The 23,272-nt window shown below is 62.8% G+C and carries 27 protein-coding genes; 4 read left to right on the forward strand and 23 right to left on the reverse strand.

Going from position 1 to position 23,272, the window contains the following annotated elements:
• Positions 1–250: 250 nt before the first annotated feature.
• The 15 genes from NKI47_RS26590 to NKI47_RS26660 form a co-directional block, all read right to left on the reverse strand.
• Positions 251–1,693, reverse strand: a complete 1,443-nt coding sequence (locus NKI47_RS26590; RefSeq protein WP_352594165.1) for a DHA2 family efflux MFS transporter permease subunit — start codon at positions 1,691–1,693, stop codon at positions 251–253.
• Between the two features lie 226 nt (positions 1,694–1,919).
• Entirely contained in the window at positions 1,920–2,720 is an 801-nt protein-coding gene (locus tag NKI47_RS26595; RefSeq protein ID WP_023675787.1) for a 3-methyl-2-oxobutanoate hydroxymethyltransferase, read from the reverse strand.
• Positions 2,721–2,757: 37 nt separating this feature from the next.
• The gene (locus tag NKI47_RS26600; protein WP_352594166.1) at positions 2,758–3,072 is read right to left on the reverse strand and encodes a MocE family 2Fe-2S type ferredoxin; all 315 of its coding nucleotides are present in this window, start codon (positions 3,070–3,072) and stop codon (positions 2,758–2,760) included.
• A 44-nt stretch (positions 3,073–3,116) separates the two neighbouring features.
• A complete protein-coding gene (locus NKI47_RS26605; RefSeq protein ID WP_352594167.1) occupies positions 3,117–4,205 on the reverse strand; it encodes a fatty acid desaturase family protein in 1,089 nt (362 codons plus the stop codon).
• Between the two features lie 91 nt (positions 4,206–4,296).
• Complete coding sequence (locus NKI47_RS26610; protein ID WP_023675784.1) at positions 4,297–5,478, reverse strand: aldose 1-epimerase family protein; 1,182 nt, start codon at positions 5,476–5,478, stop codon at positions 4,297–4,299.
• Positions 5,479–5,512: 34 nt separating this feature from the next.
• Positions 5,513–6,295 (reverse strand): ATP-binding cassette domain-containing protein, encoded by a 783-nt coding sequence (locus NKI47_RS26615; protein WP_023675783.1) that lies wholly within the window; start codon positions 6,293–6,295, stop codon positions 5,513–5,515.
• Positions 6,292–7,296 (reverse strand): ABC transporter permease, encoded by a 1,005-nt coding sequence (locus NKI47_RS26620; RefSeq protein WP_245274659.1) that lies wholly within the window; start codon positions 7,294–7,296, stop codon positions 6,292–6,294. The genes NKI47_RS26615 and NKI47_RS26620 overlap by 4 nt, the downstream gene beginning before the upstream one ends.
• Positions 7,297–7,357: 61 nt before the next feature.
• Positions 7,358–8,299, reverse strand: a complete 942-nt coding sequence (locus NKI47_RS26625; protein ID WP_023675781.1) for a sugar ABC transporter substrate-binding protein — start codon at positions 8,297–8,299, stop codon at positions 7,358–7,360.
• A gap of 37 nt (positions 8,300–8,336) precedes the next feature.
• Positions 8,337–9,251: a sugar phosphate isomerase/epimerase family protein gene (locus NKI47_RS26630; RefSeq protein WP_023675780.1), complete on the reverse strand. Its 915-nt coding sequence runs from the start codon at positions 9,249–9,251 to the stop codon at positions 8,337–8,339.
• A gap of 42 nt (positions 9,252–9,293) precedes the next feature.
• A complete protein-coding gene (locus NKI47_RS26635; RefSeq protein WP_023675779.1) occupies positions 9,294–10,382 on the reverse strand; it encodes a Gfo/Idh/MocA family protein in 1,089 nt (362 codons plus the stop codon).
• A 50-nt stretch (positions 10,383–10,432) separates the two neighbouring features.
• Positions 10,433–11,506: an ABC transporter ATP-binding protein gene (locus NKI47_RS26640; RefSeq protein WP_352458307.1), complete on the reverse strand. Its 1,074-nt coding sequence runs from the start codon at positions 11,504–11,506 to the stop codon at positions 10,433–10,435.
• A gap of 1 nt (position 11,507) precedes the next feature.
• Complete coding sequence (locus NKI47_RS26645) at positions 11,508–12,599, reverse strand: ABC transporter ATP-binding protein (RefSeq protein ID WP_352458308.1); 1,092 nt, start codon at positions 12,597–12,599, stop codon at positions 11,508–11,510.
• Positions 12,596–13,555 (reverse strand): carbohydrate ABC transporter permease, encoded by a 960-nt coding sequence (locus tag NKI47_RS26650; protein WP_352594168.1) that lies wholly within the window; start codon positions 13,553–13,555, stop codon positions 12,596–12,598. The genes NKI47_RS26645 and NKI47_RS26650 overlap by 4 nt, the downstream gene beginning before the upstream one ends.
• On the reverse strand, positions 13,552–14,412 hold the full coding sequence (locus NKI47_RS26655) for a carbohydrate ABC transporter permease (protein ID WP_254820511.1): 861 nt from the start codon (positions 14,410–14,412) through the stop codon (positions 13,552–13,554). The genes NKI47_RS26650 and NKI47_RS26655 overlap by 4 nt, the downstream gene beginning before the upstream one ends.
• A gap of 78 nt (positions 14,413–14,490) precedes the next feature.
• Complete coding sequence (locus tag NKI47_RS26660) at positions 14,491–16,104, reverse strand: extracellular solute-binding protein (protein ID WP_352458310.1); 1,614 nt, start codon at positions 16,102–16,104, stop codon at positions 14,491–14,493.
• A 372-nt stretch (positions 16,105–16,476) separates the two neighbouring features.
• Between NKI47_RS26660 and NKI47_RS26665 the strand changes: the two genes are divergently transcribed.
• Positions 16,477–17,508 carry a LacI family DNA-binding transcriptional regulator gene (locus NKI47_RS26665; RefSeq protein ID WP_352571254.1) on the forward strand — a complete coding sequence of 344 codons (1,032 nt, stop codon included), beginning with the start codon at positions 16,477–16,479 and terminating at the stop codon, positions 17,506–17,508.
• Between the two features lie 172 nt (positions 17,509–17,680).
• Positions 17,681–17,899: an SIP domain-containing protein gene (locus tag NKI47_RS26670; protein WP_352458312.1), complete on the forward strand. Its 219-nt coding sequence runs from the start codon at positions 17,681–17,683 to the stop codon at positions 17,897–17,899.
• Here the strand turns inward: NKI47_RS26670 and NKI47_RS26675 are convergent.
• From NKI47_RS26675 to NKI47_RS26685, 3 genes are all read right to left on the reverse strand, one after another.
• Positions 17,896–18,318, reverse strand: coding sequence for an aconitase X swivel domain-containing protein (locus tag NKI47_RS26675; protein ID WP_023675772.1), 423 nt, complete (start codon positions 18,316–18,318; stop codon positions 17,896–17,898). The genes NKI47_RS26670 and NKI47_RS26675 overlap by 4 nt on opposite strands.
• On the reverse strand, positions 18,315–19,565 hold the full coding sequence (locus NKI47_RS26680; RefSeq protein WP_352594169.1) for an aconitase X: 1,251 nt from the start codon (positions 19,563–19,565) through the stop codon (positions 18,315–18,317). The genes NKI47_RS26675 and NKI47_RS26680 overlap by 4 nt, the downstream gene beginning before the upstream one ends.
• A 184-nt stretch (positions 19,566–19,749) precedes the next feature.
• Positions 19,750–20,001: a hypothetical protein gene (locus tag NKI47_RS26685; protein WP_023675770.1), complete on the reverse strand. Its 252-nt coding sequence runs from the start codon at positions 19,999–20,001 to the stop codon at positions 19,750–19,752.
• A 273-nt stretch (positions 20,002–20,274) separates the two neighbouring features.
• Between NKI47_RS26685 and NKI47_RS26690 the strand changes: the two genes are divergently transcribed.
• On the forward strand, positions 20,275–20,607 hold the full coding sequence (locus tag NKI47_RS26690) for a hypothetical protein (RefSeq protein ID WP_023675769.1): 333 nt from the start codon (positions 20,275–20,277) through the stop codon (positions 20,605–20,607).
• A gap of 261 nt (positions 20,608–20,868) precedes the next feature.
• Here the strand turns inward: NKI47_RS26690 and NKI47_RS26695 are convergent, their stop codons facing one another.
• From NKI47_RS26695 to NKI47_RS26710, 4 genes are all read right to left on the reverse strand, one after another.
• The gene (locus NKI47_RS26695; protein WP_352594170.1) at positions 20,869–21,102 is read right to left on the reverse strand and encodes a DUF2934 domain-containing protein; all 234 of its coding nucleotides are present in this window, start codon (positions 21,100–21,102) and stop codon (positions 20,869–20,871) included.
• Positions 21,103–21,188: 86 nt separating this feature from the next.
• Positions 21,189–21,401 carry a hypothetical protein gene (locus NKI47_RS26700; RefSeq protein WP_352594171.1) on the reverse strand — a complete coding sequence of 71 codons (213 nt, stop codon included), beginning with the start codon at positions 21,399–21,401 and terminating at the stop codon, positions 21,189–21,191.
• Between the two features lie 124 nt (positions 21,402–21,525).
• On the reverse strand, positions 21,526–21,831 hold the full coding sequence (locus NKI47_RS26705) for a DUF1236 domain-containing protein (RefSeq protein WP_023675766.1): 306 nt from the start codon (positions 21,829–21,831) through the stop codon (positions 21,526–21,528).
• 342 nt (positions 21,832–22,173) lie between these two features.
• A complete protein-coding gene (locus NKI47_RS26710) occupies positions 22,174–22,470 on the reverse strand; it encodes a hypothetical protein (protein WP_352594172.1) in 297 nt (98 codons plus the stop codon).
• A 167-nt stretch (positions 22,471–22,637) separates the two neighbouring features.
• Between NKI47_RS26710 and NKI47_RS26715 the strand changes: the two genes are divergently transcribed.
• Positions 22,638–22,913 carry a hypothetical protein gene (locus tag NKI47_RS26715; RefSeq protein WP_352594173.1) on the forward strand — a complete coding sequence of 92 codons (276 nt, stop codon included), beginning with the start codon at positions 22,638–22,640 and terminating at the stop codon, positions 22,911–22,913.
• A gap of 51 nt (positions 22,914–22,964) precedes the next feature.
• On the opposite strand, the gene NKI47_RS26720 is transcribed toward NKI47_RS26715, so the two are convergent.
• The gene (locus NKI47_RS26720) at positions 22,965–23,264 is read right to left on the reverse strand and encodes a hypothetical protein (RefSeq protein ID WP_023675763.1); all 300 of its coding nucleotides are present in this window, start codon (positions 23,262–23,264) and stop codon (positions 22,965–22,967) included.
• Positions 23,265–23,272 lie beyond the last annotated feature (8 nt).

The following is a 23,272-nucleotide window of genomic DNA, read 5'->3' on the forward strand; positions in this document are numbered from 1 at the left end:
TGCTCCCTCTGCGGCCATCGGAACGAAAGCTAATCGGCTCAAGACCAATTCGTCAAATGAATCCGCGCATTGCAGGCCGGCTTGCGAGGAAATTCTGCGGTTGGACGCGCTGATTGGCGAGGCTGGCGCAATGCCAGGAACTCAAGCACTTTTTCAATTGACCGTGCCAATCGGAGCGCTCGCAAAAGTTTGTTCCACAACGAGCGAAGCAGGCAGAATTTATGTCCGCGATCGCCGCTGGATTCCCGCGTCAAATCCGCAAAGCATGGCCCGAGACCTCGGCGCCGGCAGCGTTCGGTAGCGCCAGAAAGCGGAACGAGGCGACGAGACCGATTGCGCCGATCACCAGGAAGGCAAGGCGGAAGTCGACGAGATCGAGCGCTGCCGCGCCCCTGGCGATCTGTGACAGGTTGAGCAGTGCCGCCGCCACCGCCACGCCGAACAGCATCGCCACCTGCTGCAGCATGCTGGACAATGTCGCCGCCGAGCTGCGCTGCTGTGAGGCCACATCGGCGAAGGCCAGCGTGTTGAGCGCGGTGAACTGCATCGAGCGCGAAAGGCCGGCGATCAGCATCAGCACCACCACCAACGCTTGCGGCGTCTGCGGCGAAAGCGCCGCGCAGGCCATGATCGACAAAGAAGCGATCACCCCGTTGACGATCAGCACCGAACGGAAACCGAAGCGCCTCAGCGTCGGCGTCGTCACCGCCTTCATACCGAGATTACCGAGAAAATAGGCCAGGATCATCATGCCAGCATCGACCGGGCTCAGGCCGAAGCCGACCTGGAACAAAAGCGGCAGCAGGAACGGCGTGGCGTTGATGGCGATGCGGAAGATCGTGCCGGCCGACAGCGTCGAGATGGCGAAGGTCTGCACCTTGAAAGCTGTGAGATCGAGCAGCGGATGGTTGGCGCGTCGCAGATGCCGCACCGCCAGCCAGCCGACCAAAATGCCCGTGCCGAGCAGTGCCACGGTCGGCAACACACCCTCTTGCGGATGCGCGATGCGCTCGAGGCCATAGAGCATCGCGGCGAGCCCCACCGAGGTCAGCAGGAAGCCCGGCCAGTCGAGCGGCTTGGCCCCAGCTTCGCGGTCGCTGGGAATGAAGCGGGCAACCAGCGCCAAACCGGCAACCCCAAGCGGAATGTTGATGAAGAAATTCCAGTGCCAGGAGAGATAAGTGGTGATGAAGCCGCCAAGCACCGGCCCGACCACCGGCGCAAACAGCGCCGGCCAGGTGATCAGCGCCGTGGCGTTGAGAAGCTCGGATTTCGGCGCGTTGCGCAGCACCAGGACGCGGCCGACCGGCGTCATCAGCGCGCTGCCCAGGCCCTGAACCGCGCGTGCGGCGACGAACTCGGCCAGGTTCTGTGAGATGCCGCAAACGAGCGAGGCCAGCGTGAACAGGGCGATTGCCACGAGGAAGATGTTGCGCGCGCCAAAACGGTCGGCAAGCCAGCCGGACAGCGGCACGAACACCGCCATGGTCAGCATATAGACGGTGATGCCGATGCTCATCGCCACCGCCGGCACGCCGAAGGATTCTCCCATCTGCGGCAGCGAGGTCGAGATGATGGTCGAATCCAGAAGCTGCATGAAGAAGGCGACGGCGACGATCAACGCCACCCGCCGAGCTTGCCGCGCCGCCGGCGCGGCTTCGGGCAAGGCTTTGTTTTCGGGAATGGCGGTCATGCACAGAACTGTCCGAAGGGGAATTTTCACCCGCTCCATCGGCAACCGCACAATTGTCCGGCAAACCGATGACGCACCGGTTTCAACAGCATCTGGCCGGTGCCGTCCAGACCTGGTCCAACAAACTTTCGTGTGGCATCGCAGCCGGCCATGCGATGACCTGGCCCTGGCGCCGAACCGGCCTTTTACGATCCGCGATGACGCTTTGTGCCGCTGCCGGGGCGTCTTATGCGGCTTCGATCTTCTCCAGGAACAGGCTGAGCTGGTCCGGGTCCATGTGCACGACGTGCCTGTCTTCGGGATACGCCAGGCTGTTCACATCGGCGACATATTCGGAGAAGGCAGCGATGCGTTCGGCCTGCAGGCGATCGTATTCGGCGGCGAAATTGCGATAGACCTTGGAATGGCGCGGCATGTGGCCACGGTTCTGGCCGAGGATGTCGTCTGCGAACAGATACTGCGCGTCACAGCCGGTGCCCGCTCCCATCGACAGCATGATCAGCGACGTCCGTTCCGAGATCGCCTTGGCCACTTCCACCGGCACCACTTCGATCTCGGCGCCGATCGCGCCGGCGGCCTCCAGTTGCTTCACCGCTTCGAACACCTGCATGGCGGTGTCGGCGGTCTTGCCGACAGCCTTGAAGCCGCCGGTCCAGGTGGCGCGTGACGGGATGAGGCCGACATGGCCGATTACCGGAATGGCATCGTCGGCCATCCGCTTGATGGTGGCATAGCCGGCGCTGCAATAGACCGCATCGGCGCTGGCCTTGTAGAGCCGGAACGCCCAGCGGACGAAATCATCGGCGGTGCCGATCTCGAAGAAATTCTCGCCCGGCATGGTGAACAGGCTGGGTGCCGCATCGCGGTATTGCGGATTGAGCACCAGCTCCGGCGGCACCGAGACGATGTCGACGCCGGCGCGTTCGGCGGCCTCGGCCTCGTCCATCGTCAGCACGCGCAGCATCGTCAGCTGCCGCTTGCCCTTCATGGCCCGCAGGTCTGCGACGGTCGGTCTTTTCCGGCTCATGGATTTTGGTCCCCTTTGCTACGTGACAGAAGGCCGGTCAGGCGATCTGGATCATCACCTTGCCAGCTTCCACCTTGACCGCATAGGTCTGCAGATTGACACAGACGGGAGCCCCTTTGGCCTGGCCGGTCTTGTAGTTGAAGCGGCCATTGTGCTTGGGGCATTCGATGATGTCGTCCATGACAAGCCCGTCGGCCAGATGCGCCTTCTCATGCGTACAAAACCCGTCGGTGGCGAAGAATTCATCGTCCGGCGAACGGTAGATCGCGAAGGTGCGGCCGCCATGGTCGAAGCGGATGACGTCTTCCTCGTCGACATCGTCCACGGCGCACGCTTCGACCCAATCGGCCATTCTATATCTCTCCTGAAATTTTCTGCATGGCGCCGGTGCGGTGCCTATTCAGCCGCCGCCGACATGTTCACTTCGTGGAACTCGCCACGATAGGGCCTGGCCGTTGGCGGCAGTTCGCGCTTGAGGAAATAATCCTCGTATTTGAGCTGCCTGAGCAGGACAGGCCAGACCTCGCGATAGGCATGCCATATCGACGGGTTCGGCTCCGGCAGATCGTGCTTGATCAATTCATGCAGCCTGGGCAGCGCGTGATAGGGCACCATCGGAAACATATGGTGCTCGACGTGGTAGTTCATGTTCCAGTAGATGAACCGGCTGATCGGGTTCATGTACACGGTACGGGTGTTGAGCCGGTGATCGACGACGTTGTCGGCCAGACCGATGTGCTGCAGCAGGCCGGTCATCACCATGTGCCAGGTGCCGTAGAGGCGCGGCACGCCGATGAGCACCACCGGCACCCACGACTGCATGTAGAGGGCGAGTGCTATCGTGGCGATGTAGATGGCAATATGCCAGCGCGCCGCGATGACGGCCTTGTGCTGTTCCATCTCGGGAACGTAGCTTTTCTCGTCGGGCGTCAGCTTGCCGAACGCCTGGCGTACCAGTGCCGGAAGCGAATAGCGAAAATCGAGGATGCCGGTGAAAGCCAGCGCCGCACGCAAAAGGTCCGGCGGGCGCATCACGGCGATCTCGGCGTCGCGGCCGACGATGATGGTGTCGGTGTGGTGGCGGGCATGGCTCCAGCGCCAGGTCACCGGGTTGCGCATCAGCATGAAGCTGGCGATCTGGTAGACGACATCGTTCATCCAGCGCGTGCGGAAGGCAGTGCCATGGCCGCATTCGTGCCAGCGCGAGTCGCTGGACGAGCCGTAGAGCACGCCGTAGACGAAGAAGAACGGCACGCACCACCAGGTACCCCAGAAATAGATGGCGCCGGCGGCCGAGCCGAGGATGGCGACGATCCAGATGATCGTGTCGCGGATCGCCGGGCCGTCTGAGCGCTGCATCAACTCCTTGATCGCCTTGCGGGAGACATCCGTGTGGTACCACTCCGCCGAGGCCAGTCCCGTCTCGATCGCCCTGCGCGTGCTTTCGCCGACCAGGCTGTAATCGCGCTTTACCGTGCCAGCCATTGTGACCTCCAATTCCCGATCGGCCGCGAGCCCTCCCCGCTCCGGCCGGAGCCAGCCTCCCAACTGGTGTCCCGTATCTTGTTCGCCATTATCACGACCTGCCTCCAAGAACAGGAAAACGGCCCGACGGCTGCGGGTAGTCCTCTCGCGGCTGCCTGGCGATTGCCGCGATCCGGCTCTCCGCATCGGCGATCTCGCCGGCGCCGTCGAGAACCCGGAACACGGCATCGTAGGAGCGGCTCTCGCCGTGCTCCAGCCAGATCATCTCGCCGCGTTCGCGCGCGGCCAGATTTCCCAGCACATGATGCGTCGAGGGCTCGATGCCAAGCGCGTACTGCCCGGCCTGGAAATTCTGCCATTGATAGGCGCAAGGCAACTGGTCCTTGCGCGTGACCACCTGCAAGCCGAGGCCGAGCCTGTCGTTGACCACCGCGACCGGCACTTCGCCGGCGCTGTCGGCGCCGAGCTCGTGCTGCCAGACCTGTTCCTTGAATCCCGGTTGCGGCGCCGGCACCGTGCGGTAGCCGACCTTCTGCACTTCATAGCGCTCGCCGGCATGGCCCGCCCAGACGACGTCGCGGATCGGCGCCAGGTAGCGCGATCCTTCGTCGAGCACCGGATGGCTGATATTGATGTGGTAGAAATACATATGCGGCGTACGGTTGAAACCGTGATTGACGACACGGTCCGAAAGCCGGATCTCGTTGCCGCCGACATCGGCCTCGATCCGCCGCAGCAGGTGCAGATCCTCGCCGAATACAGTCGATTGCTGAACGATGCCTTCGGCCCACAACACGCAGCGGTCGCCGTCCCAGGTCTCGCCATAGCCGGTCAGCCGCGCCGGGATGGTGCTGATGCGGCCGTGCAGCGAATGGCGCACCATCGTCTTCGGCGGGTAGTTGTAGGTATCGGCCGGTACTTCGTTCATGAACAATATATGGTCGAGGCCGCAGGTCAGCAGAAGGCCGGAAAACGACCGCGCCCACGCCAATCCCTCCTCGCCTTCATATTCGTGCAGGCCGGGATGGCGAAAACCGCTCGGCGAGTGCCAGCCGATCGCCTGGCCCCTGAAATCGCAATCGGCGATATCGAGCGCCCGGTCGACCAGCGCGGTGAAGCGCAGGCCGGAGCCGGTGCGGAATTCGAGCATGCGGATGCCGCGCTCGACGCCGTCGCCAAGCGTCATCAGCCGCACGCCGGCGAACTGCGACAGCATGCCCGAGCGTTCCGAGACCTGCCGGCGCGACAGCGTCTTGCCGTAAAGCTCTACCATGTGACGGCCAGTTCTTTCACTTTGCTCCCGTCCTTCACTTCGCTCTCGTCTCCTTGAGCAGGGCCGACATGTCGGCGCCGGTGATGATGCTTTCCACGGTCAGCAGATCGGTGCCGGCGACCGTCTGCTCGGCGACGATCTCGCCGCGGCGCATAACGATGATGCGGTCGGCGACCTGGAAGACGTGATGGATGTTGTGGGTGATCAAAAGCACCGAGTGGCCGGCGTCGCGCACTTCCTTGACGAAGCGCAGCACGCCGTGCGTTTCCTCGACGCCGAGATTGTTGGTCGGCTCGTCGAGGATGATGACCTTGGCGGCGAACTGCATGGCGCGGGAGATGGCGATCGACTGACGCTCGCCGCCTGACAGCGTGCTAACCAGCGCATCGGCGTCGAGTTTCTTCGAGATGCCGACGCGCTTCAATAGAGCCGACGCAGCATCGCGCAATCGAGCGAGATCGAGCGGCGCGAACACGCCAAGCCATTTGAGATTGACCGGCTCGCGGCCAAGGAAAAGATTGCGCGCGATGCTGAGATCGGGAGCCAGCGAGGTGTCCTGGTGGATGGTCTCGATGCCGAGATCCATCGCGTCGCGCGTCGAGCGGATGGAGACCTTCTGGCCGCGCACATAGATGTCGCCGCGATCGACGGGAAAGACCCCGGAGATCGCCTTGATTAATGTCGATTTGCCGGCGCCGTTGTCGCCGAGCAAGGCCACCACTTCGCCCTCGTTGAGCGTGAAGGAGGCGCTCTTCAGGGCGCGGACGCTGCCGAAGGATTTTTGCAAATTCTGCAGCCGAAGCACTTCCATGATCAGCTCCTGGCGGCGTTCTTCTGCAGCAAAGCGTGCAGGATGAGCATGGCAAGGATGATGACGCCGACGAAGATGTTATAGGCGAGCCCGGGCACGCCGATCAGCACGATGCCGTTGCGGATGCTGCGCAGCATCAGCGCGCCGACGATGGTGCCTAGGATGGTGCCGCGCCCACCGGTCAGCGCAGTGCCGCCGACCACCACCATGGCGATCACTTCGAGCTCGTAGCCGGTGCCGGCCACCGGCGAGGCGGCAGAGATGCGGAAGGCGCTGATCATGCCGGCGAGACCGGCCAGCACCGAGGTCAGGATGAACAGCCAGATCTTGACCGCATCGGCCGGCACGCCGCGCGCCACGGCAGCGTTACGGTTCGAGCCGATAGCGCTGATCCAGTTGCCGAGCTTGGCGTAGTGCAGCACATAGATCGCCAGTAGCGACAGGCCGATGAACCACCAAAGCGAGGTATAGAAACGGAACGTTCCGATATTGAAGCTGCCGGCCAGCAGCGTCACGAAGAAGCCTGGCTGGTTCCAGGATTTCAGCGGAAAGCCTTGGGTGATGTAAAGCGCTGCCCCACGCACGACGAGCAACATCGACAGTGTCACCAGGAAGGACGAGATCCCGATCTTGGTGACGATCAGGCCGTTGATCGCACCGATCGCTATGCAGAGCAGCAGGCCGGCCAACAGCGCGACGCCAATATCAAACCCGCCGTTCTGCACCAGCAGCATGACGACGACCGGCGCCAGCCCGAACACGGCACCGACCGAAAGGTCGAACTCGCCCGCCGTCAGAAGCAGCGTCATGCCGAGCGCGATGATGCCGAGCTCGGGCAGGAACGCCATCATGTTGGAGATGTTGAGCGGCGACAGGAAATTCGCGTCGGCGATCGCGAACACCGCCAGCAGGACGATCAGGATGACGAGCGAAGAGAACTGCGGCGAGCGCATCAGGCTCGACCTGCGTTTGGCACGCGGCATTTCCTCTTCTGCGGCAATTGTCATGACAGTTCGAACCATACGCCAGGGTGACGCTCGCCGCCTGCGCGGCGAGCGTCAGTTTCAATCATTTGTTGTAGAGTTTCAGGATCGGTTCGACGCTCGAGGCGTCGTAGAGGCTGAACGTGTGAATGTCGTAGCCGATCGGTTCGCCCGCGGCGGCGAGACCGAGCAGCGCCACCGGCATGAAGCCCTGCGCCGATGGGAACTGCCAGGCAGCCGCGTTGATGAAGCCGGACTTGACTGACTCGGCGGTTTCCTTCGAATTGCCCCAGCCGACGACCGGAATCTTGCCGGCCGGCACGCCGGCGCCGTCGAACACCCGCTTGACGCTGGCCGCGACGGAATCGCCGAGCGCGATGATTGCCGGCGGATTGTTGGCAACCATGTAGTCGGTCATCTTGGCGATGATGCCGGCCGGATCGGTGCCGCAATCGACCACGTCATATTTGATGCCGAGCGGATCGAAGACGCTGGCAATGCCTTCGGTCTCGAGCTGCTGGTAGCTGGCGCCCGGCACTTCGACCGGCAGGAACACTTTGTCGCCCTGCTTCACCATCTTGTGGTCGACCAGATATTTCGCCCAGATGACACCGGCTTCCTTAAGGTCGGCGCCGACATAGGCCTGCCGGCCGGTTGCCGGATCGTCGGTATTGAAGAACACGATCGGGATGCCGGCCGCCTTGGCTGCCTTGACCTCCTCGGTCCACAGGCCGGGCTGCGCCGAGGTCGTGGCGATGCCGTCCGGTTTGGCGGCGAGTGCCGAGTTGAAGGCTTCCTTCTGCGCCGCCATGTCGCCGCCGCTGAACGAGATCTTGCAGGTCACCTTGAGCTGGTCGCAGGCCTTGGTGGCGCCGGCATTCCAGTCGATCCAGAAGGCATCCGACGGGCCGCCATGCGACAGCAGGTAGAACGTCTTCTGGGCGTCCTGCGCCAGCGCCGGCGTACCCAGCGCAACACCGGCGAGAACCGTCGCCGCGGCAGCGATTTTCAACGCGAATTTCAACATTTCTCTTCCTCCCTTGTTTCGTAGCCGAACCGCGCCATCACAGTCCGTTGGCGCGGAATTTTCCGTCGAGGAATTTCTTGGCACGGGGCACGTCGTCTTCCGAAAGATGCTCGATGATGACCGGGATGTTCGGATGCTTTTCGGCCAGCCGCTTGAGATAGAGGTCGTAATTCAGCGAACCGAGGCCGGGCGCCGGCAGCTCGATCTCGCCGACGCCGCGGAAGGTGTGGCTCTCCAGCGCGTCCTCGTCGCCGATGTCTGCGTGCTTTTCCGACTTGTCGCCGCCGGAACGCTTGACGTCCTTGGCGTGGGCAATCTTGATCTTGTCGGTCAATGTGTCGAACACCTGGTTCAGGATCTGGTCCATCCTGTCGATGTTGTGCGTTTCGAAATAGTTGGTCGGGTCCATCAGCAGGCCGAGGCCTGGGTGGTCGATCTGCGCGAACATCCTCACCGTCTCTTCGACCGAACCGACGACATTGTTGACATAGGTTTCGAGCAGGAAGACTGCGCCGTGGTCATAGGCGGTCTGGGCAAGGTCGGCGATGACCTTGCGGCATTCCTCAAAACCTTCCTCGGTCTTGTTCTTCGGGTGATGCACCCAGTCGGACTCGGTGTTGTAGGTACCGGTTTCCGAGATCACGTAAGGGGTGCCGAAATGGCGTGCGTTGCGGATGATCTCCTTCAAATAGCCGACGCGCCGCTCGCGCTCGCCCAGGTCCGGATGGATGATGTTGGTGTAGCCCGACACACAGCAGATCGGCAGATTGTGGTCGCGGAACGTATCGCGGACAGTCTTGGCCTTGTCCTTGGTGATCTGTCCGGCGGAAAGGTCGATATCCCTGAAATGCAGGTCGAGCTGCACGGTGTTGAAATCGAGCGCACGGATCTTCTGCGCGGTTTCCTTGAGGCCATACGGGAAATAACCCGTGAAAATACCTGCCTGCATCATGGTGTGAAGTCCTCCCTGTAAGTGATTCAGTCGTCCGGTGTTTCAGTTGATCGAGATTTCGGAAAGCTTGACGGTCCGGCCCTTGTCGATGGAGCGGTAGCCGGCTTCGACCAGCGCCATGGTCTTGACGTTGTCGGCGACGGACAGCGCCGGCGGCTCGCCCGTCTTGACCGCGTGCTGGAGCTGCTCCATGACGCCGATGAAGGCATGCGGGAACCACATCGTGTCCCAGCTGGGCGTCACCCATTCACCACCGGTGGTCTCGGTCGAGGCATAGGTCAGCGTCGAGGCAGAACCTGTCGGCCAGCCGATGGTGCCCTTGGCGACGCCCTTGGTGCCGTCGACGCGCCAGTTGATGTGCTGGTCGTCCTTGTAGCCCTCCTGGCGCGGACCGGACCAGACATCCTCAAGCGATACGGCGAGCACGCCCGACGGGAACTTTATCGTCGACACGGTGATGCCGTCCGAATGATCGAAGCGGGTGCGCGGATCCTTGCGGGTCAGGGTGGTGATCTCCAAGGGATCGCCGAACAGGAAGCGCAATACGTCGAGATGGTGGACGCTCATATTGGCGAGCGTCAGCCGGTCATAGTCCTCGAGGAAGCTCTGCCAGTGCGGGATCGCATGCATGTCGATCTGGGCGAAAACGATGTCGCCGAGCGCGCCGCTGTCGATGATCTGCTTCAAGACGCGCATCGACTGGTCGTAACGCATGTTCTGGTTGACCGAGAGGATCTTGCCTGCCTTGGCCGCCTCGTCGCGAAGTTTGACGGCCTCTTCAAGGGACAGCGCCAATGGCTTCTGCGCCAGGATCGCCTTGATATGTGCCTGCTTCAGAGCATGACGGATCAGTGCCGGCTGCTTGTCCGGCGGAAAGGCAAGGTCGATGATCTCGACGTTCTTGTCCTCGATGAGCTGTTCCGGCGTGTCGTGGACGGTTGGGATATCCCAGCGTTTGGCGACTTTCTCGGCGCTGGCCTTGGTCCGCGAGGCAATCGCCACCACCGGGAAACCGGCTTCCTTGTAGGCGGCAAGGTGACATTCGGCCATGATCATGCCGGCGCCGACGCAGCCGATCCTGTATTCCCTGGTGCGGACTTTAACGTCCGGCTCGAAGCCGTTGCCCACCATTTCTTGGCTTGCCATATGTTCCTCCCGAAGCTCGTTCCTTGCAGCCGCCGTCATCGTGCCAAGGCTCCCCCGCTCTGTCCGAAATAATGCACCCTGCCCGGCTCGCAGGATATCACTACCATCGCGTCCGGCCTGATGTCCGGCTGGCCGCGTAACAGCGCCCGCAGACGCGTCTTTCCGGCGGCGAGCGTCACAACGGTGTAGCCGCCGAGCGGCTCGACCTCGAACACTCGCGCCGGGCGGCCCGCGCCCCCCTCCGGCATTCCACCCGACCAAGACCTGACCTTGATGTCTTCCGGCCTGAGCCCGATCTCGACGGCATCGGCCGGCGCAGCCTTGTCCGCGACGCGGATCGTGCCTTCCGCCGCCTCCACGCCTTCCGCGCCGTGCACCGACTTCAATATATTCATCATCGGCGACCCGAGCAGCCGCGCCACATAGGTGCTGGCCGGCCGGTCATAGATCTCGGCCGGCGCGCCGATCTGCCTGATCTTGCCGTTCTCCAGAATGGCCATTCGGTCGGCGACCGACATCGCTTCTTCCTGGTCGTGCGTGACATAGATCAGCGTCTTGCCGAGCTCGCGCTGGATGCGCTTGAGCTCGACCCGCGTCTCCTCGCGCAGCCGGGCGTCGAGCGCCGAAATCGGGTCGTCCATCAGATAGGCGGCGGGATCCCGCACCAGCGCGCGGGCAATCGCCACGCGCTGCCGCTCACCTCCGGAAAGCTGTGCCGGCGGCTTGTGCAGGATATGGCCGATATGCAGCTTGGCCGCGACATCGGCGACGCGCTTTTCGATCTCGGCTTCGGCGACCCGGCGTTCGACCAGCGGAAAGCGGATGTTGTCGCGCGCGCTCATATGCGGAAACAGCGCCAAATTCTGGAACACCATGGCGACGTTGCGCTCGGCCGGCGACACCGTGTTGACCGGCTTTCCGCCGATCAGGATCTCGCCCGCGTCCGGGGTTTCCAGCCCGAGCACCAGGCGCAGTATCGTCGACTTGCCCGACAGCGGCGGCCCGAAGAAGCAGAAGAACTCGTTGTCGTTCACCGCGAACGACGCATCGTCGACGGCCAGCGTGCCGCCATAGCGTTTTGTCACATTACGGAAAACGATGTCGGCCATCTCAACCTGCTCTCAATGCAAGACCGGAGGCGGCGTCGAAGACGCGCACCGCCTCCGCCGCAGGCGCGACGACGGCTGTCTGCCCGATCGCCAGCCCGACATCATTGTCGAACACCGCCTTCACCGCAGTCTCGCCGTCGCCAAGGTGGATGATGGTGCGCGCACCGATCCGCTCGACGAAACTCACCGGCATGGACAGGCCACGGCCACCTTCAGCCAGCGTCACCTGCTCCGGTCGAAAGCCATAAAACACCTCGCCGCGCATCCTGCGTACGGCATCTGCGATCTCGACCGGCAGCGGCGGTGTCACGCCGAGCGGGCCGAGATCGATGACCAGACCTCGGTCGCTTTCCGCCGGCCTGCCCTTGAGCAGGTTCATGCCCGGCGCGCCGATGAAGCGGGCGACGAAGACATTGGCCGGGTTGTTGTAGACCTCGAGCGGCGTGCCGACCTGCTGCAGCACGCCGTGGTCCATCACCGCGATGCGGTCGGCCATGGTCATTGCTTCGAGCTGATCGTGGGTGACGTAGACCATGGTCTGCCGGAACTGCCGCTGCAACTGCTTCAGTTCGGTCCGCATCACTGCCCGGAAGGCGGCGTCGACATTGGAAAGCGGCTCGTCGAGCAGGAAGATCGCCGGCTCCATGATCGCCGAACGGCCGATCGCCACCCGCTGCAATATGTTGACCGACAGTCTGTCCGCCTTGCGGTCGAGCAGCGGCGTCAGTTGCAGCATCTCGGCAATGGCGTCGACACGGCGGCCGATCTCGGCCTTTGGTGCGCCGCGCATTTTCGGCCCGTAGGCGAGGTTCTGCCGCACGCTCATATGAGTGAAGATCGCATAGTTCTGGAAGACGAAGCCGACGCCGCGCCGCCCCATCGGCACGCCGGCCATGTCGCGCTCGCCAAACAGGATCTTGCCGCTGGTCGGCCCTTCCATGCCGGCGATCATGTTCATCGTCGTCGACTTGCCGCAGCCGGACGGCCCGAGCAGCGCCATGAACTCGCCGTCAGCAATGGCCAGGTCCATCGTCTTCAGCGCGGTGAAGTCGCCGAATTTCTTGACCAGGTTCTGCAGGTGGATGGTGCTCATGCCGCCACCTCGCGTACCCGGGCCATGCGTTTCATGGCAAACACCGCAGCGATGGACAGCACGATCAATATGGCCAGCGCGATTGCCGCCACATAGCCCCAGATCAGGTCCTGGGTGGTGAGCTTGTAGATGTAGACTGAGATGGTTTCGGTAGCGACGCCGGGACCGCCGCCGGTCATGATGTAAAGCGTGTCGAATATCTTGAAGTTCTCGATCACCCTGATCGCCAGCGCGATGATGATGATCGTCTTCATCTTCGGCAGCACGATGGTGACGAAGCGCTGCCACGGGTTGGCGCCGAGCAGCGTCGCCGCCTTGATCTGGTCGTCGGGCACGCCGACCAGGCCGGCAAGCAGGATCAGGAACATCAGCGGCGTCCACTGCCAGATGTCGGCGACCATGACGGCGATGAGCGCCAGCGTCGGGTCCGACAGCCAGGCGATGGTGACGGGAAAGCCTGAGATCGCCGACAGGATGTCGTTGACCGGGCCGCCTGACTGAAACAGCATGAAGAACATGTAGCCGGCTACCGCCGGCACCACCATCATCGGCATCAAGAGGATCGAGTAGAAGATCCGCTTGCCGGGGAACTCGTCGGCAAACAGTGTCGCGAGCGCCAAGCCGAGCAGGAACTCCGCCGTCACGCAGACGATCATGACGATGGCCGTGCGCTTCAGCGCACTCCAGAAGCGCGCATCGGCGGCAAGGTCGGTGTAGTTGGCGAAACTGTTCCACATCGACCAGGCGTTCCACCAGCCGGTGCCCGACAGCGGCGACCAGTCGGTCAGGCTGATGTAGAGCTGCATCAGGAGCGGGAAGACGGCGATGAACAGCACCAGGATCTGCGCCGGCAGCGTCAGCCGGAAGCCGAGCTTTGCGCCCTCGTCCGGCAGCACCGACGCCGCTTTGGAGGCTTGCATGTCGCCCTCCGAAATCGTCGCAGTCACCGCGCTCATTGCTTGAGCGCCCCGAAGGTCAGTCCGCGCACCAGATGGCGCTGGATGGCGATGCCCATGATGACAGGCGGCACTGCCGCTATCAGGCCGAGGGCTGCCTTGGCGCCGTAGAGCTGTCCGGTCATCGATGAGGACAGCGAGGCCATGTAGACGGGGACCGTCACCCATTCGCGCGTCGTCAGAAGCAATGCAATCAGATAGTCCGACCAGTTGAGGATGAAGACGAACAGCGCAGCACTGGCCAGCGGCGCGCGCATCATCGGCAGCGTGATGCGGGTGAAGACGCGCCACCGCGAGCAGCCCTCGACCAGCGCCGCTTCCTCGATCTCGCGCGGCATGTCGTCGAAGAAGGTCTTCATCAGCCAGAAGGCGAAAGGCAGCGTGACGATGCCGTAGATCAACGACAGCCCCCACCAGCTGTCGGTGAAATTGAGGAAGGCCCACATGATCATCACCGGGGTCATGACCGCCATTGGCGGAAACAGGCGAAGCTGAATCAGCGCCAGCGGCAGGTTCTGGCCCGAGCCGAAGCGCGACAGACCGTAGGCCGCCGCGGTGCCCGCCGACATGGCGATTGCCGTGCCGAATGTGGCCGACAGCAGCGATGACAGGATCGGCTTCAAAGCTGTGCGGTCGAGCGCGACGATCAGATTGTTGGTCGATTCACCGAAGACGAAGCGGAAATTGCTGAGTGTCGGGTTCTTCGGCCACCAGGTCAGGTCGGCGCCGGTCGCCGACCATTCGGCGATCGGCTTGAACGCCATCGACACCATCCACAGGATCGGCACCAGCGTCACCGCCATCGCCGCAAGGATCGCGGCATAGCGGAATATCTCGAAAGGAACTGAACGCTTCATCTTGCGGCTTTGCTGGGTCCTTCGTTGCCGAGGGGAAGAGCGACCGCTCCTCCCCTTCTTGGTAAGATCCTGCGACGATCAGGCGATCGGATCGAGGACGGTCGGCCAGGCCTCCTTGTTGGTCTTGATGGCTTCGAGAAGCTTCTCCTCGCCGGTGCGGCGGGCAATCTTCTTCCACTCGGCCTCGGTGTCGGCCATCGCCTGCTCGGCTGTCTTGGCCTTGGTCAGCGCGGCGACGAGGTTCTCGTCCAGCGCGTTGTGGAAGGCGGTGGCGCCGGGATAGTTGATGGTGGGCACGGTGCGGGCGACCGTCTCTCGCACCACGTCCATGTGGTAGGCGTGATAGGTCTGGCGAACCAGCGGATCCGAGAAATCCGATAGCCGGAACGGATCGAAGTAGCCGCCCGGATTGGCAGTCATCCAGGCGTAGATGCGGCTTGAGCCCAGCCACTGCAGGAACAGGTAGCAGGCCTCCGGATTCTTGGCTTGCGAGGACACCGACGCCGACAGATTGAGCCACAGCACCGACCGGCTGACCAGCTTGCCGTCGATTTCGCGGCCGGGCGGCAGCATCGAGCCGATCTTGCCGGTGACAGCTGAATCCTTGTTGCCGGCATTGTCGAGGAATTTCGGCAGATTGGAGAAGGCGCAGGTCATGGCCGCACCGCCCTTGGCGAAATTGCCGTACTGCTCCGGCCAGCCCCAGGAGATCGCGTCCGGCGAATGGTGCGAAAGCGAAGCGATGTACTCGCTGGTCGCCGCGATACCTTGCTCAGAATTGATCAGCGGCTTGCCGGTATCGTCGAACAAGAACTGATTGGGCGAAGCCATTGAGACATAACGCTGATACCAGTTGGTGTAGCCCCAGCCCTGGTTGCGCAGATCGGTCGAGCCGAACAGGCCCTTGTCCGGGCGCTGGAAGAAGGCCGCGATCTCGTCATGCTGCTTCCAGGTCTTCGGCGCCGCCAGTTCATAGCCGTATTTGTCGGAGAAGGCCTTCTTCTCGTTTGCGTCGCCGAACAGATCGGTACGGTAGACCCATGTCTGGAAGTCGCCATCCAGCGACACGCCGTAGGTCGAGCCGCGATACTGGTTGAGCAGCGAGACGCCCTTGGCGCCGTCGACATAGCCGCGCTCGGGATCGTCCCATTCCGGCTTGTATTGCGCGACGAAGTCGTCGAGCTTGAGGATGCCGCCGGTTTCGGCGAGGTCGCCAAGGCGGTTCCATTCGACCGCGTAGATGTCATATGCCCCACCCTTGGTGGAGATGTCCTGCATCGTCTTGGTGAATTCCTGGCCGTTTGGCACACCGACGATTTCCAACGGAATGCCGGTTTCCTTCTCCCAGAGATCCTTGATCGACGGCGCGCCGGCCGGAAACGGCTGGGTCAACTGGCCGATCGAGCCGTCGGACAGGCCAAGTACGATCTTGGCCGGCGCCTTGCCGGCGCCCTTCATCGCCTTGGCCGCCTCGATGGCGCGGCCCTCGGGCGTGTCGGCGCCATACTGGTAGCGCTCCGAGCCGTCGAAGCCCGTCGGGCCACCGATCATGCCGGGCGCCAGGGCATCGGCCGCATAGGCACGGCTTGGGCGAATGAATTTCGGTGCAATACCTGCGGCGGCAACAAGGACTGCCGCCTTTCCACCGGACGCCAGCAAACGGCGCCGCGACACGCGGATCAAATTCGACATTGGAACTCCTCCCTCAGGGCCTTGTTCCTCCACGGCCCTTATGATGGATATTGACGGCACTATACGAAGGCTGTCAACATCATAAATAATCAATACACCTCATAACATCTCATGGGAGGGGAAGAATGGCGTTTGTAAAGGCTCTCATACTGAAGCCGGTGCTTGAATTTGAGGGAGCCCGGCTGCCCACCTCCCCGCTTTGGTCTGCTTGGGCATTTTGGTGTAGCGCGGCGGCTTGCGCATCGGCCAAGGCCGGTTACATCATTTCCCATCAGAATCGCGGACGGCGATGAAGCCGCTCTCCGACGGTGGACCCATGAAATGCGTGATCTCGATGCGCCCCTGGCGCGTTTTGGAATGAGGTGATCGACAGTGCGGTCCACCCTGACAGACATAGCCCGGGAGGCCGGCGTTTCGGCCGCCACGGTCGACCGTGTGCTCAACAACCGCGCCGGGGTTCGGGCGCGCACCCGCGAGGTCGTGCTCGAAACGGCACAGCGGCTTGGCTATATCGCTGAAAATTCGAACAATCCGAACCAGCGCAACGCGGTTACTGGCGAGGTCATACGGCTGGATTTCGCCCTGCCCGCCGGCACCAATTCCTTCATCAAGATGCTGCACCGCCAGATCGAGGCGCAGGCGCAGGCGCGGCCGGACCTCGACGTCCGCGTCGCTACCATCGAAGGCTTCAATCCGGACCGGCTTGCGCGTCTGCTGCAGGAACTGCACGGGCAGACGCAAGGCGTCGGTGTGATCGCGCTCGACCATCCGACGGTCCGCGAGGCGATCCGCTCGCTTTCGGCCAGCGGCGTCAGGGTCGTCACCATCGCTTCCGACATCCTGCATGTGCCGCGGGTTGCCTATATCGGCATCGACAACCGCGCCGCCGGCCGGCTCGCCGGCTACCTTCTCAACCGCTTCATGGGTGCCGGGCGTCCGGGCAAGGTCGCGCTGTTCGCCGGTTCGCTCTCCTACCGCGGCCACGAGGAGCGCGAGATGGGCTTCCGCCACATACTGGCGGAAGAATCGCCCAATCTGCAGATCGTCGAGATGCGCGAGATGCTCGACGACCGGGAGAAGGCCTATTCGGAGGCCTCCGCCCTGCTGGACCGGCACCCGGACCTAGCCGCCATCTACAATGTCGGCGCCGGCAACACCGGCATCGCCCGCGCGCTAAGGGAACGCGGGCGTGCACTGTCAACGGTCTTTCTCGGCCATGAGGTAACGGAGGGCACCAAGGAGCTCTTGCTCGACGGCACGCTCGACGCGGTCATCGACCAGAACCCGCGCGTCGAAGCCCGCGAAGCGCTCAACACCTTGACCCATGCGGTCAGGGGCTTGCCTTACGAACTGCACCAGCCACGGCTGCAAGTGATCTTCAGGGAAAGCATCCCGGAGATCTGAAAGAAGGGCCGAAGCCGATCATAGATGCGCCGCCCAATACGAACAGCGCCTTCGTCTCCGCCGCCGGCGACGACCGTCTCGGCGGCCAGTGCCTTGAACCCGCAAGACGGCGCAAGGACAGACACGCCATCGGCAGCATAACCGTCATGCTGCCCGATCGAAACCAGCGCATGTGCCCGCGCCCGCTATCACTGCCGACCATGCCATTTCGCTCCTGTGGGTAAGGTTGCTCGCATGGCCGACCGGTTCGGCATTCGGCTGGTTCGCGGCCGAAGCGGCAGCCGCCACGACGGTGCGCGAACACTGGCGCGGCACGCTGGCGCTCGGCCGCAACGAAACACTGGCGGCAGCCTACTGGCGGCGGGGCGCGGCGGGACTGATGGCCGGCTAGAGCTTGCTCACCATCGCTTGCGCATCTTCGCCCAGACCGATTGCGATCCGGTCGCCGGAGACAATGCCTGACATGTCGCAGACAACCAGCGGCATGCTGATTTCGTAGAGGAATTCGGCAACGATGGCGCCGACGGCAAGGATCGGGTCCGGCCGCTCCAGGATAATGCCGGCCGGCGCCGTGCCTCTGCGGATCGCTTCGGCTAGAACCGAAGACGAGGACGACGACCCTCGCCCGCTCGGCATCACCAGGATCTTGCCGGCGATATTGCCGCCCAGGTCCGGATGCGAATGGTCGATGATGTCGCCCGTTTCGACGTCGATCCCGCCCCAGAAGCTGAGCGCCTGCGAAAGCACCAGCGCTGGGCCTTGTGCCGAGCCGGAAAGGTGGAATGTACCGGTTCTGGCCGGCGTCTTCATGGCGCGCCTCGCACGACGCGGCCGGCCGCAGCCGAGCGGACGCAGTCTTCCATGTCACCGAAGGCCACCGAGACACCGATATTGCCAGGTGCGTAATGCGCCCATTTGCCCGAATTGGTCATCACCACGCCATCGAGACGCTCGAGGATCGACGTGACATAGATGCAGGTGTCGGTGACCGGAACGAGGCCGAAGGCTTCCATGCCGGCCAGTGCGCCTTCGTCCTGCAGCCGCGTCAGCGTCGCGCGCCCTGTGTTGACATAGATTGGGACACCCTTGCCTGGACCGACTTCGCGCAGCAGCGGCAACAGGCGCATCCACTCTTCATGGGAGAAATGCGGCGTGCCTAACGACACGGCTGCAAGCTGCACGCCGTCGGGGACGCTCGACAGCCTGGCCAGCGCATGGTGGATGTCAGCGCGAGAGATCCGGATTTTTTCCTCCGGCGCCAGGCCGTGCAACGCCTCATCCGGCGTCTTCGCCTCCGGCGTGATGCCGACGGCATGAAACAGCGCCACGGCACCCGTCGTTGCCGCCGCCGCCCCCAGCGCCTTCAATTGGTCCTCGTCGCGCGGCTGCGGCAGGCCCGATATGACAGGGATGCGGTCGCGAGCCCTTTGCCCGATGATCAGCCCGACGCCGACAAACAGAGCGTCGCTTGGCTCGAAAGCAGCGTCAGTCAGCTCGAACAGGACCTGGCCTCGTCGATTTTCACTCAGATGCAGCCCCCATGCCGGCGCGCGCCCGGTCATTGCGCAGCACAAATCGATAAAATCGCCATAGCGGTTGGTCCGCGCCCCGATCACCGAATTGGCAAAGACGATGGCGTTGGACTCACCCCAGGCGATCTGCTCGCCGAACCTTGGCCGGAACCGGGTCTGATAGGGTGCGCAGGTGAAGGTCGCCTGGCAGCCGAGTTCCAGATGCGCCTTCATCAGGCGTCGCGCCGGCGTTTCTTGCGACACCGGCATCTTCACCAATCCGGGATGGATGAGGTCGAACGAACCGACGTTCAGCGTCGTCGGCACCCGAACGCGGCCGCCGCCCTCGATCAGCATTTCGACGAAATCGAGGCTGGCCTGGCCGTGATAAAGGCAGCCGTCGATATGGGCACCGGCAATGTCCAGCAATTTGCGCGCGCCGACCGCCTTCGCGAAAGCGACCAGGATCTTCATGGCGGCAGCCGCTGCCGAGCCTTGCTCGCCATGCAGCATCGACTGGTCGCCGGCCGTCAATTCCAGCGTCATCGGCAAATTCCCGAGCCCACACTATGCCGATCGAGCACTCCCTGATTGCGGAGCGTCTGGCAAGACAGAGCTTTGGATCTCTTCTACTTCGCGGCGATCAGCGGGCCAGACGTTCACAGCTCATCGCGAAGCAAGAGAGTCGCGAAGCACGGTCGCAGAGCGGGCGATCGCCGCGGAAACGACGCTATTCCTTCTGGGGCACCCCGTCGACTGCCCCGTCGCCATCTGCAGAATGCGGCAGGATGCCGAAGTCGCGCGACTTGGTCCCATGCGCCGCCGTCAGGAAACCATCGGCTGTGAGGCCTCGCCTCAAAAGTTCCCGTACCGCGGCCGACCGGCTCGGCATGCGCTTGTCGAAGCGCCAGTTCTCCAACGCCGCCAGTTCATCGGCGGTCAGCATGATCTGCAATCGTTCCGGGCGTTCCAGTTCGGACATCTCGGCCTCCAGTCATACCAGGCTAAAACTAGCTGAGTTAGCATGTTCCTAATTCTTCGCAGAGTTAGGTATGTTGGCAGAGTACGTCAAGATCTCCAGATGCGTGATCCGTGCAGAAATCCAATGAAGCGGATCAAGCATCAACCGCACAATCGACAAAATACACTAACTATTTGATACTAAATGATTTTTCAAGATTTTCGCTTGTCAATCGCCGACTCTGGGCGCATGGTGAAAGCGAGGGATAAACCGCTCCTGAAGGGAAGGTTTTCCATGCGCTACGGATTTTCGGTTCGCCTGCACGAAGACGTCAGTTCCCGAGTTCGGGCTACATTGCGGTCCGGGATTGCCATCAATCTGACTGCTGTCGCCGAAGCCGCGCGACTGCAGAACCTCGCCGAGAATGTTGCGCGCGAAGACATCGAATGGCTCGTCATGCAAGCAGCCCAGCTCTACGGGGCGGCTATCGAGTTCGACGGCTTCGCGGAAACCGATCTGGCGGAGTTTGCGTGCCCTCAGCTGATGCAAAGAAGCCCCGCCGTGGGCTGGGACGCCTTGGAAGACGGAGCGTCCGCTTCGCCGGATCCTGGCCGTCAAACACACTGAGGCGCGTGCTCGTGTGAGCCCCGCCCTGCTGCCGCCACGTGCAAGGCGGTAAGTAGCCCGCCATTGGGATGGCGGGCTTGGCGCCGACGAATCTCGCGCCTGAATATGAGCTCTGCACTGGCAGCAGGAATGGCTGTTGCCATTGCCTGGGCAGGGCAGTTCCGCCGTGACCGGACCGATCCGGACAAGGCGGTAGCCTATAATGGATCTGAATTCTGCCGTTTGGACGCGTTCAATCCAAGTCTGCCTAAATCCGCTCGTTCACGCTTTGCGTGGTCGCGCCTTGGGTTTGCTTCCGTCCTTGGTGACGGGCGCCGGCTTAGGCTGGCGTGCTTTCGGCTTCGGCCGGCTGGCGGTCTTCTCTTTCGCGGCGATTTCCGTGTCGATTTCTGTGGTAGCCTGATCCCAATGCTGCTGATGCGCCCCATCGGGCCTGCCTGCCTGTTCCCAGATCGCGTGTGCCCGCTGGCGAATCCGTTCCTGCCTGTCCGTCACTGATACCTCCGTCGGCTCGGTTCATGCGTAAGCAACGCTGTTCTAGCTGAAATTTCGACCCGCGTCTTGAGGCGCAGGCAACACCGTCATTGAGCCTCTCTGTCACACAGGACAGCGACGCCAAGGAGCGCCGCCTTCTTGATGATCAGCCCTTCAAGGTCGGCGTCCGAGCGCTCGGTTCCGGTGCGTTCGCGCAACAGTGCTATCGCCGCCTTCATCGACAGCAGGCCATCGCCTCGTTCAGCAAGCAGTTTGTCGACGGCGGCGGCCACGTTGACCGGCTCGACATGCGGCAGCATGGGAATGGCTCCTTTCCTTGTTTCGAGACGACAGCGGCTCCATCCCGATCGCGCGGGATGGAGCTCTGATTTGGTTATTAGACCGTGACCTTTCCAAACCCGGTTCGCGGTTTGGCAACGCCGATCACTCGATGACCTGCACTATCTTGCGGGTGCCTGGGTCGACGAGCACGGTGCGATTGCCGACGACGACGTATCTGTACCGCACGTCTGGAACATCGATCGGTTGCAGCTCGACCGTATCGGGCAACGTGGAACCGATATTGAGCTCCACCCCCAGAAGACTGATCGACGCAAGCGGGTGCTTGTGGACGTATTCGCGGATGACCGTCTGCTGTTCGGGCGTGACAATCACCTGGTCCGCGGTGGCCACGCCGACGCCGGCAAGCAACGCCAATCCCGCCGCAGCAGGAACAAGGTGGATTTTCATCGTCTACTCCTGTTGTTACGGGCCTCGCCCTTACAATTGCGACGCGGCATTCCGGTCGAAGCGGCGAACCCTCTAGGCAAACGCCCACGCCACCTTGTTGTTCCGTAAGTGGCGGCTAATCGAACACCGGTGAAGTGCCCGCGCGATGCGGCGAATGGACTGCGAATGAACTGCGGTGGCCCGCGTCGCAAGACGCGGGCCGATCGGTTTCCCGATCAGCAGCGATACCGGAGGGGGGTGATATCTACTGCGTCTGAAATAACATTTAGGACAAGCTAATGTTCCTAAGCGAGTGCAACAAACCTGCCGGCGCAAGCGGCGCGAAGTTGCCGCTCGTCGCTGCTACTGCTTTGGCGGCTGTGGCGGCACCTCGCCGGGCTTGATCACCGGGGTCTTGCCCTCATCCGGCGGTGGCGCCGCCATGCGCTGATCGCCCGTTGGCGGGGGCTTCAGCACCCCACCGCATGGCTCGAGCGTATCGGACAAATTGTTGCCGGCCGGCTTCTGCTGCTCGCTGTTCTTGTCGGGCAGCTCGACTTTGCAGCGGTCGGATTGCGCCTGTTCGCCCGGCTGCGCGGCCGCCGGCACCGCCAGCAGCAGCGCACCTAGCATATACGGCAAGAAAATGAGCGGTCTCATGTCGAGCTCCTTTCGCGCCAGTATCTTCTGAATGTGAAGGCGGGCAGGCGCGATTGGTTCCGTCGTGCGGCAATGCGCCCGGACCGCAGCGGCCCGGAACCGGCCGCCAGACTTATGAGTTCAACCACTGAGCCAATTCAGGGCCCCTGACATTATGGAGAACCGCGATGAAACCGCGCAGGAAAGAACGAACCGACGACGAGACGGAGAGCCCGACGATCCAGCAGCAGGACTGGGACGCCATCCGGAGCGGGAGAATCCTCCCTGACGGCGTGCCGCAAAACGGCGATATTCGCTATGACGTCGAGAAAAGCGGCGAACTGCCGGAGGAGGACGACGATAACGCTTACCAGGAAAGCGACGAGGCCTTGCCGGACGACACCGATGAACGCGTCATTTCGCGCGATCTCGAACGGGAAGGTGGTCCTTTCGACGAGGAATGAGCCACCGCCTTCCGCATTCTGCATCGGCGGCCGGATGAAAAACCCTTGCTTTCAGTCCGGGAGGTCGAAGACCGGATCCTGGCAGCGATAGACCGGACATTGACCGTCACGCGTCTTGATATAAGCGGCGCGCGGCACCTGCGGCCAGTCGCATTCATTGCCGAATTGGCGGACGTAACGGTCGTAGGTGTTCTGGCCGGTGGTGAGCACCACAGAGCGGTGCCTCTGGATCAGAAGCTGTGTCTGTTCGCACGTCATCGCGCGGCTGTCCGGCCGGGCGTGGGCCGTCGCGGCAAACAGAAGCGCCCCGGCTGTCAGGACCGCCGCTTGTGTCAGGACCTTGGCAAGCATGACACCAT

The sequence above is a fragment of the Mesorhizobium sp. M0633 genome, from assembly GCF_040320645.1.
In the GTDB taxonomy this organism is placed as follows: Bacteria; Pseudomonadota; Alphaproteobacteria; order Rhizobiales; family Rhizobiaceae; genus Mesorhizobium.

Coding starts and splice junctions, on each gene's coding strand:
- NKI47_RS26590 (WP_352594165.1), bottom strand. CDS start 1,693: ATGACCGCCATTCCCGAAAACAAAGCCTTGCCCGAAGCCGCGCCGGCG.
- NKI47_RS26595 (WP_023675787.1), bottom strand. CDS start 2,720: ATGAGCCGGAAAAGACCGACCGTCGCAGACCTGCGGGCCATGAAGGGC.
- NKI47_RS26600 (WP_352594166.1), bottom strand. CDS start 3,072: ATGGCCGATTGGGTCGAAGCGTGCGCCGTGGACGATGTCGACGAGGAA.
- NKI47_RS26605 (WP_352594167.1), bottom strand. CDS start 4,205: ATGGCTGGCACGGTAAAGCGCGATTACAGCCTGGTCGGCGAAAGCACG.
- NKI47_RS26610 (WP_023675784.1), bottom strand. CDS start 5,478: ATGGTAGAGCTTTACGGCAAGACGCTGTCGCGCCGGCAGGTCTCGGAA.
- NKI47_RS26620 (WP_245274659.1), bottom strand. CDS start 7,296: ATGACAATTGCCGCAGAAGAGGAAATGCCGCGTGCCAAACGCAGGTCG.
- NKI47_RS26625 (WP_023675781.1), bottom strand. CDS start 8,299: ATGTTGAAATTCGCGTTGAAAATCGCTGCCGCGGCGACGGTTCTCGCC.
- NKI47_RS26630 (WP_023675780.1), bottom strand. CDS start 9,251: ATGATGCAGGCAGGTATTTTCACGGGTTATTTCCCGTATGGCCTCAAG.
- NKI47_RS26635 (WP_023675779.1), bottom strand. CDS start 10,382: ATGGTGGGCAACGGCTTCGAGCCGGACGTTAAAGTCCGCACCAGGGAA.
- NKI47_RS26640 (WP_352458307.1), bottom strand. CDS start 11,506: ATGGCCGACATCGTTTTCCGTAATGTGACAAAACGCTATGGCGGCACG.
- NKI47_RS26645 (WP_352458308.1), bottom strand. CDS start 12,599: ATGAGCACCATCCACCTGCAGAACCTGGTCAAGAAATTCGGCGACTTC.
- NKI47_RS26650 (WP_352594168.1), bottom strand. CDS start 13,555: ATGAGCGCGGTGACTGCGACGATTTCGGAGGGCGACATGCAAGCCTCC.
- NKI47_RS26655 (WP_254820511.1), bottom strand. CDS start 14,412: ATGAAGCGTTCAGTTCCTTTCGAGATATTCCGCTATGCCGCGATCCTT.
- NKI47_RS26660 (WP_352458310.1), bottom strand. CDS start 16,104: ATGTCGAATTTGATCCGCGTGTCGCGGCGCCGTTTGCTGGCGTCCGGT.
- NKI47_RS26675 (WP_023675772.1), bottom strand. CDS start 18,318: ATGAAGACGCCGGCCAGAACCGGTACATTCCACCTTTCCGGCTCGGCA.
- NKI47_RS26680 (WP_352594169.1), bottom strand. CDS start 19,565: ATGACGCTGGAATTGACGGCCGGCGACCAGTCGATGCTGCATGGCGAG.
- NKI47_RS26685 (WP_023675770.1), bottom strand. CDS start 20,001: ATGTCCGAACTGGAACGCCCGGAACGATTGCAGATCATGCTGACCGCC.
- NKI47_RS26690 (WP_023675769.1), top strand. CDS start 20,275: ATGCGCTACGGATTTTCGGTTCGCCTGCACGAAGACGTCAGTTCCCGA.
- NKI47_RS26700 (WP_352594171.1), bottom strand. CDS start 21,401: ATGCTGCCGCATGTCGAGCCGGTCAACGTGGCCGCCGCCGTCGACAAA.
- NKI47_RS26705 (WP_023675766.1), bottom strand. CDS start 21,831: ATGAAAATCCACCTTGTTCCTGCTGCGGCGGGATTGGCGTTGCTTGCC.
- NKI47_RS26710 (WP_352594172.1), bottom strand. CDS start 22,470: ATGAGACCGCTCATTTTCTTGCCGTATATGCTAGGTGCGCTGCTGCTG.
- NKI47_RS26715 (WP_352594173.1), top strand. CDS start 22,638: ATGAAACCGCGCAGGAAAGAACGAACCGACGACGAGACGGAGAGCCCG.
- NKI47_RS26720 (WP_023675763.1), bottom strand. CDS start 23,264: ATGCTTGCCAAGGTCCTGACACAAGCGGCGGTCCTGACAGCCGGGGCG.